The following is a 6,838-nucleotide window of genomic DNA, read 5'->3' on the forward strand; positions in this document are numbered from 1 at the left end:
AGGGGACAGTCCCCGTTTTGCTCCGCCGACCATCGCGGCGATGGTGCCCGCGCAAAAGGGGGACGGTCCCCGCCGGATTTGTTAGACGTTCTGAGGACGATACTCCGCGCGAACGGCCGGATTTGCAGATGCTGCCGCAGACATTTGGATTCATCGGGGCGGGTCAAATGGCGCAGGCGCTCGCCCGCGGTTTTGTCGCGGCCGGGCTGATCGAAGGTCGCCAGATCGTGACGGCCGATCCGGTGGCCGGGGCCGTCGAGGCGCTGTGCCAGGCGGTGCCCGGCGCTCAGCGAATGGCCGACAACCGCCGCGTCGTCGAGCGGGCGGAGGTCGTCTTCCTGGCTGTCAAGCCGCAGGTCGTGCCTTCGGTGCTGACGCAACTGAAAGGGCATGTCGGCGATGATAAACTGTTGATCTCGATTGCGGCTGGAGTGCGGTTGCGAGCGCTCGCCGATGGCCTCGGGACGACGCGCCTGGTGCGCGTCATGCCGAATACGCCATGTCTCGTCGGCCTGAGTGCGAGCGCCTATAGCCTCGGGGCGGGCGCCACGCCGGCCGACGGCGAGTTGGTGGCGAAGCTGCTGGGGGCGGTCGGTCGCGCGTTCGCGGTTGATGAGAAACTGCTCGACGCGGTCACCGGTCTCTCTGGCTCCGGGCCGGCGTATGTTTATGTGATGATCGAGGCGCTGACCGACGGCGGCGTGCGAATGGGCCTGCCGCGCGAAGTCGCCGCAGCGCTCGCCGCGCAAACAGTCAAGGGCGCGGCTGAGATGGTGCTGACCACTGGCGAACATCCGGCCGCGCTAAAGGACCGCGTGGCCAGCCCCGGCGGAACGACAATCGCCGGGCTCCAGGCCCTCGAGGTCGGCGGAGTCCGCGCCGCACTCATGGCCGCCGTTGAAGCCGCGACAAAGCGCGCCATCGAACTCGGCGCTGGAAGATAGAATTGAACCATGTCCATCTTTTGCCGAATTGACGACAAGAACGTCCCGCTGTATCGCGTGATGTGGATCGCGGCGACGCCCCACTTCTGCGGACACGAGGATTGCCAGCGCGAAGGGCAATACGAGGTCCGCCTCGAGCAAGGGGAATCCGTCTGGGCCACCAAGGAAGAGTACGACGGCATCCTCCGGGCCATCGAGGATTGGCAAGGGGGCGTCGGGCTCGATGACGATGATGAAATCCAAGAGTGAACCATGTCGACCTTCGAAAACAGTGACTACAAATGGCGCGAGACGTATTTCGTGCTGTTCGACGCGGCCAAGCGCCCGAGCCTTGAAAGAATCGCCAAGGCCCTGCGGCGCGTGAATCCGCGGTTCGAGCTATCGAACCTGGCGGGGAACGAAGAAGGGATGTTCGAATCGCTTACCCTCCACTCGCCGCAAGACTACGCGGCCGTCGATATCAGCTATGCCGACGACGAAGAGGTGCAGGAGCAAGGCGTCAATCTCGCCGAGGAACTCCGCTCATCGGCCACCGATGCCGACGAGCGGGCGAAGCTGGCGCGGCTCCCGAAATGCAATGCCCGGCTCGACATTCTGCATTTCGAGCAAGTCGTCGGCGCCGAGAGCGAGGAGGAAGGCGAAGAACTGCTCGATCCCAGCGCGCTCTTGATCATCCTCGACACGCTGGTGGACATGACCGGCGGGGTGGGCGTCGATCCGCAGTCGGGGACGGTGTTTTAGGAGCGGTGAAACTGACGCGTCGTGCGCGAGTTCATATCTGGTCGGGATCCAACTCCTGCGTGAGGCCGGCGCGATTCTCGGCCAGGGCCTGTTTGGCGAGTTGCGCGAGTTTTTCGCCCGAGTTCGCGAGCGCGCGGTCAAAGTCGTCTTCGGCCGTCAATTCCGCGAGCAGCCGTGAGGCGAGCAGATCCTGCTCATCGGCAGGCAGCTTCGCCGCTTCGTTGAACGCTTGTTCCAGCAGGGTGGTCATGCGTTCTCCTCTAATCCGATTATAGCTTGGCCGCGGAATGGAACCAAACAGAGGCCAAGAAGATTGCCGCAGAGTAGTGAAGCGAGACGCACAAGTCTCCCCGACGCAGTTCGCTCAAGCCGCCTTGCCCATCTCCAACACTCGGCGCAGCGTTGCCGTGAGCATAATCTCGGCGGTTTGCGGGTCCGCGCGCAGGGCGTCGAGCACTTGCTCAAGCCGGTCGCGCGTCGAGAGATTCAGGTCGAGAAAGAGGAACTTTCGACCACGGACGGTGCAAGCCCCGCCGCCGTTGCCGCCGAACCATTCTTCCCGGATTTGAAATCCGATCCGGCGCGCTGCGTCGAGAGCTTCTTCCAACAGTTCGACGCTGTGCATCCTGTCTTCTCCAACCCGCGAAGCCTATCGCGCGCCGCGGTTTGACGCCCGGCGGTGGCGGATTATAGCCGCTTCCGTTTTAGTTCGCCACAGCAGACGACGATACCGGAAATGACACTAAATTATGGACGCGTAATGAGTTAAGACGCAACCTTGCGGCAAGACAGTGAGGAAGCCACGACGGCGGCAAAGCAAGCGGAGTTGGCGGCCTCGGTCGCCCTTCACGATTCCGGAAGCTGGAAACAATTCGGGAGCCACTGATGACGCACGATGGTCAGCAATCATTGCCCAACTTGGAGCAACAGGTCGCGATACTCAAGCAACAGCTTGCGCAGGCCCAAAAGCTGACCGCCATCGGCGAACTGGTCAGCACGACCACCCACGAATTCAACAACGTGCTCACCACGATCATCAACTACGCCAAGCTCGGCATGCGCCACTCCGACGCGCCGACCCGCGACAAGGCGTTCGAAAAGATCCTCGCGGCCGGCAATCGGGCGGCCAAGATCACTAACGGAGTGCTCGGCTTTGCCCGCAATCGCTCGACCTCATTCGAGCCGACCGATCTGGCGCGGGTCGTCGAAGACTCGCTAATGCTGCTGGAACGGGAGATGAGCAAGTATCGGATTCGGGTCGAAAAGCTGGTCGAGCCTGCGCCGCCGGCCTGGGCGAACGGCAATCAGATTCAGCAGGTGTTGTTGAATCTGCTGATCAACGCCCGGCAGGCGATGGCCAACGGCGGGCTGATTGTCGTCCGGCTCAGCTACGACGAAGCGGCCGACATGATCGATCTCATGGTCCGCGACTCGGGGACCGGCATTCCGCCGGAAGCACTGCGAAAGATCTTCGATCCGTTCTTCACGACTAAGTCCGGCCCCGACGCCAGCGGCAAGGGAGGCACGGGGCTGGGGCTGGCGATGTGCCGCGACATCATCGACGCTCACCACGGCAGGATTCGGGTCGATAGCACGCCGGGCCGCGGAACCGCGTTCACGCTCAGGCTCCCGGCAAAACGCCCGGTGGCGGCCCGGCCGGCGTCGAGCCCAATTCCGGTTATCGCTCCGGCCGGCAGTAAGCCGGCCATTCTCGATGGCGCCAATCGCTAGCGTCGCGGGCGGTTTCTGCTAGAATATGGTGGCGATCGATCGCGGTCGAATGCAACATGTCGGCGTCCGACCTCCGACTTCTGACTTGTCACAACGGCCATCCCGTCGCGCGCGACGGGGCTAACGAACGTTTTCCGGCTATGTCTAACGCACAATTGCATCTGAAGCGTTACGAATTCAATCGCAATCGAACGCTCGATTTGCTTTCGACGATCGAGAAGTTGCCCAATGCACAAGACGTCTTGTCGTGGCGGCCAGGACCAGGGCGGGCGCACATTGGCTGGCAATTGATGCACGTGGCGATCACGGAGGAGATTTTCGCCACGGAACGGCTCAAGCCCGAGAAGGCGGCGGCCTTTGCCGAACTTTGGCCGCGCTTCCGAGGCGGCAGCACGCCGGACGACGACGTGCCATCGGCGGAAGTGATCCGGCGGATTCTGGGCGAGACGCGCGAGCATCTGGTCAGCACTTTGGCCGAATATGGTGACGATCGCTTGGAGGAGATTCCGCCGTCGTTGGCGGCCAGGAAAATCACGGTCCGCACCGCGCTCGACATCATCGGCTGGCACGAGCCGCATCATCAGGGCCAAGCCCACATCACGCTCAACCTCTACCGCGCGGCGCACCCGCAGCCGTAGGGCCGACCTGACCGTGCGGCCGTAGCGGAATTCGCCAGAATTCCGGGAGCTTGAACTTGCCTTCGGAATTCTTGCGGATTCCGCTGCGACCTCCTCCGCTGCTTCCCTGGTTGGCACCGCGACCATCCGCGCTATAATCTCTTGCAGATGCTCATCGATTCTGTACTTCGTACTTTGCATTTCGTACTTGGCATTTCTCCCTTCGATCAACAAGTATGGCAACATTGAAACCGACGAATCTCCGCGACTTGCGCGCCAGCGAATGGATGTCTCGAACCGTCAAACAAGAAATCCAACACAACTTTCTCCGAATGCTCCGCGAGGGAGACGAGCTGTTTCCCGGGATCGTCGGCTTCGACGACACGGTTGTTCCCGAGATCAACATCGCCTTGATCGCCGGGCACGACATGCTGTTCCTCGGCGAAAAGGGGCAGGCCAAGAGCCGGCTGATGCGGCTGTTACCTCGATTTCTCGACGCCGAGATACCGTATATCGAGCTGCCCGAGGCGCCGCTGCACGACGATCCGTATCGCCCGATCAGCAGCGTTTGTAGGCGATTCGTCGCGACGCATCCGGAAAGCGAAGTGCCGATCGGCTGGTGGCGGCGCGAAGATCGCTATGCCGAGCGGCTCTCGCCGGGCACCAAATTCGCCGACATCATTGGCGAGATTGACCCCGCCAAGCTGGCCGGGGGGACGAGCATGTCGGCCGAGGAGGCATTGCACTTCGGGCTGATTCCACGGATGCACCGCGGCATCTTCGCGATGAACGAATTGCCCGAACTCGACGAGCTGGTGCAGGTAGGCTTGTTCAACATCCTCGAAGAGCGCGACGTGCAGATTCGCGGCTATCCGATCAAATTCGACATCGACGTGCTGATGCTCTTTTCGGCGAATCCGGCCACTTACAACCGCAGCGGCAAGGTGATTCCGCAGTTGAAAGACCGTATCGGCGCCGTGATCCATACCCATTATCCGCGCGAGCGCGATCTAGGGATCCAAATCATGGAGCAAGAGGCGGCGGTCAACCTGGATGGCGAATTTCCGGTGGTGATCCCGTACTTCATGCGGGAGATCATCGAGCAAGTGACCATCCTGGCGCGCAAAAGCAAGTATGTCGATCATCAATCGGGCGTTAGCGCCCGGTTCAGCATTGCCAACTATCGCACGATGGTCGCCAGCGCGCGGCATCGCGCGGTGCGGCTTGGCGAACGGCCGGCAGCACCGCGAATCAGCGATTTGGGGCATCTCTATTCATCGTCGCTCGGCAAAATCGAGTTGGATATGATGGGGAGCCATCAAATGAGCGAGCGGCAGGTGCTCGATGCCGTGCTGGCCGAGGCGATCCGCACCGTGTTCGCCGAGTACGTCGATCGACACGGCCTCGACCAGATTTCACACATCTTTTCCGACGGAGTGAAGATCGAAGTGGGCGACATGCTCCCCTCGTCGCAATATGCCGAGCGGCTGAAACGCGTGCCGCCGGTGTGGGACAAAGCGTTTGAAGTGAATGCTTCGTCCGACCCGGCTGTGCGGGCCGCCTGCGTCGAATTCGTGCTGGCAGGGCTATACGCGATGGACAAGATCTCCCGGTCGCAGCACCACGGGCGAATAGTGTATGAGGTGTAGCAAATCCCCCCGTTTGCGGCGATTCATCGCGGCCAATTGACGCGCATATAATGTGTCATGAGAATTGTGGCGCAGCGAGCATCGCCGGCACTGCGGCAGGCGGCGACGCTAGCATGGCGCGATCTATGGTTACCGAGCCTGCCGCGCGGAAAAGCCAAAGGAGGGTATTGAAATGTTGGGCAAGTGTCGTCTGCTTGCGACCACCGTGGCCTTGGTGCTCGGCGGATTGGCGGTATTTTCCGATCTGCCGACGGCGCAGGCGCAAGCGCCGGTTCGAAGGTCGGTCTATGCGGCGGGACGCGTCGCCGCGGCGCCGTGGCGCGGCTACGGCTGGGGTTATCGGCCATATTGGTATGGCCCGCGATACTACGGCTATTACCGGCCGTACTACCGACCATATGTTTATCAGCCTTGGTATCCGCGCTACTACTACGGCTACTTTCCATACCCGGGAAGTGTCTATCTTTCCTATTCATATCCGGTATATGGCGGCGCGTATTATTGGTGAGTTCGCTGGAACGCCTCGGGTAGGTAACGGATCAGGTCACTGGCTATGATCGAGACCTGCCCGAGCGCGTCGGCGGCCAGATCCCCGGCGAGCCCGTGAAGATAGGCGCCGAGTTGGGCGGCATCAAAGGGTTCGAGGCTCTGGGCTAAGAGCCCTGCGATGACGCCCGTGAGAACATCGCCTGTTCCCCCGGTAGCCATTCCTGGGTTGCCGGTGGTGTTGATAGCGTGATGCGAGCCATCGGCGACCACGGTGCCATGCCCTTTGAGGACTACGACGGCCGATGCGTGTGCGGCTAGTTCAGTTGCTGCGACGACACGGTCTTCTGAAGTTTCGGGCGGACGTTGTGTCCCAACCAGCCGCGCGAATTCGCCAGGATGGGGCGTTACCACGCGCGGTCCCACGTGGTCGGGCAGGACGTCGCGGCGGCCGGAGAGCGCATTCAAGCCATCGGCATCGATAACCATGGGTTGGGAGACTTCTCGATATAGCGCGATCACCATTTCAGCGACCGCGGGCGATTGACCTAAACCCGGACCGAGCGCGACCGTCGTTGCCTGTTGGATCAGCGCCCGCAATTGCGGCAGGGCCGAGGCGTCAAGGAGCCCGTTCGAGTCCGAGGGAACGGGCGCCGTCATATATGACGGC

At 61.8% G+C, this 6,838-nt stretch carries 10 protein-coding genes; 7 read left to right on the plus strand and 3 right to left on the minus strand.

The annotated features are described in order from the left end of the window. Positions 1 to 128: 128 nt before the first annotated feature. From proC to VGY55_18195, 3 genes are read left to right on the plus strand one after another with little or no spacing between them, the layout of a single operon-like run. Positions 129 to 944 carry a pyrroline-5-carboxylate reductase gene (proC, locus tag VGY55_18185; GenBank protein ID HEV2971908.1) on the plus strand — a complete coding sequence of 272 codons (816 nt, stop codon included), beginning with the start codon at positions 129 to 131 and terminating at the stop codon, positions 942 to 944. Positions 945 to 953: 9 nt separating this feature from the next. Continuing rightward, the gene (locus tag VGY55_18190) at positions 954 to 1,193 is read left to right on the plus strand and encodes a hypothetical protein (GenBank protein ID HEV2971909.1); all 240 of its coding nucleotides are present in this window, start codon (positions 954 to 956) and stop codon (positions 1,191 to 1,193) included. A 3-nt stretch (positions 1,194 to 1,196) separates the two neighbouring features. After that, on the plus strand, positions 1,197 to 1,685 hold the full coding sequence (locus VGY55_18195; protein ID HEV2971910.1) for a hypothetical protein: 489 nt from the start codon (positions 1,197 to 1,199) through the stop codon (positions 1,683 to 1,685). Positions 1,686 to 1,716: 31 nt separating this feature from the next. Here VGY55_18195 and VGY55_18200 read toward each other — a convergent pair whose 3' ends face one another. Together VGY55_18200 and VGY55_18205 are read right to left on the minus strand one after the other, a co-directional pair. Further along, complete coding sequence (locus VGY55_18200; GenBank protein ID HEV2971911.1) at positions 1,717 to 1,935, minus strand: hypothetical protein; 219 nt, start codon at positions 1,933 to 1,935, stop codon at positions 1,717 to 1,719. 114 nt (positions 1,936 to 2,049) lie between these two features. Beyond that, positions 2,050 to 2,310 carry a hypothetical protein gene (locus tag VGY55_18205; GenBank protein ID HEV2971912.1) on the minus strand — a complete coding sequence of 87 codons (261 nt, stop codon included), beginning with the start codon at positions 2,308 to 2,310 and terminating at the stop codon, positions 2,050 to 2,052. Between the two features lie 260 nt (positions 2,311 to 2,570). Between VGY55_18205 and VGY55_18210 the strand changes: the two genes are divergently transcribed. The 4 genes from VGY55_18210 to VGY55_18225 all read left to right on the plus strand — a co-directional run bounded on the left by VGY55_18210 (position 2,571) and on the right by VGY55_18225 (position 6,190). Then, positions 2,571 to 3,416 (plus strand): ATP-binding protein, encoded by an 846-nt coding sequence (locus tag VGY55_18210; protein HEV2971913.1) that lies wholly within the window; start codon positions 2,571 to 2,573, stop codon positions 3,414 to 3,416. 140 nt (positions 3,417 to 3,556) lie between these two features. Beyond that, entirely contained in the window at positions 3,557 to 4,054 is a 498-nt protein-coding gene (locus VGY55_18215; GenBank protein HEV2971914.1) for a DinB family protein, read from the plus strand. Between the two features lie 215 nt (positions 4,055 to 4,269). Further along, the gene (locus tag VGY55_18220; GenBank protein HEV2971915.1) at positions 4,270 to 5,682 is read left to right on the plus strand and encodes a magnesium chelatase; all 1,413 of its coding nucleotides are present in this window, start codon (positions 4,270 to 4,272) and stop codon (positions 5,680 to 5,682) included. Positions 5,683 to 5,854: 172 nt separating this feature from the next. Continuing rightward, positions 5,855 to 6,190, plus strand: a complete 336-nt coding sequence (locus VGY55_18225; protein HEV2971916.1) for a hypothetical protein — start codon at positions 5,855 to 5,857, stop codon at positions 6,188 to 6,190. Here VGY55_18225 and VGY55_18230 read toward each other — a convergent pair. Beyond that, on the minus strand, positions 6,181 to 6,838 hold a 658-nt coding region (locus tag VGY55_18230), incomplete at its 5' end, for an NAD(P)H-hydrate dehydratase (GenBank protein ID HEV2971917.1). The genes VGY55_18225 and VGY55_18230 overlap by 10 nt on opposite strands.

Source organism: Pirellulales bacterium, from assembly GCA_035939775.1.
In the GTDB taxonomy this organism is placed as follows: Bacteria; Planctomycetota; Planctomycetia; order Pirellulales; family DATAWG01; genus DASZFO01.

Excerpts from the sequence above, each read along its gene's own strand:
- VGY55_18195 (HEV2971910.1), top strand. The coding sequence starts at position 1,197 with ATGTCGACCTTCGAAAACAGTGACTACAAATGGCGCGAGACGTATTTC.
- VGY55_18210 (HEV2971913.1), top strand. The coding sequence starts at position 2,571 with ATGACGCACGATGGTCAGCAATCATTGCCCAACTTGGAGCAACAGGTC.
- VGY55_18205 (HEV2971912.1), bottom strand. The coding sequence starts at position 2,310 with ATGCACAGCGTCGAACTGTTGGAAGAAGCTCTCGACGCAGCGCGCCGG.
- VGY55_18190 (HEV2971909.1), top strand. The coding sequence starts at position 954 with ATGTCCATCTTTTGCCGAATTGACGACAAGAACGTCCCGCTGTATCGC.
- VGY55_18200 (HEV2971911.1), bottom strand. The coding sequence starts at position 1,935 with ATGACCACCCTGCTGGAACAAGCGTTCAACGAAGCGGCGAAGCTGCCT.
- VGY55_18215 (HEV2971914.1), top strand. The coding sequence starts at position 3,557 with ATGTCTAACGCACAATTGCATCTGAAGCGTTACGAATTCAATCGCAAT.
- proC (HEV2971908.1), top strand. The coding sequence starts at position 129 with ATGCTGCCGCAGACATTTGGATTCATCGGGGCGGGTCAAATGGCGCAG.
- VGY55_18225 (HEV2971916.1), top strand. The coding sequence starts at position 5,855 with ATGTTGGGCAAGTGTCGTCTGCTTGCGACCACCGTGGCCTTGGTGCTC.
- VGY55_18220 (HEV2971915.1), top strand. The coding sequence starts at position 4,270 with ATGGCAACATTGAAACCGACGAATCTCCGCGACTTGCGCGCCAGCGAA.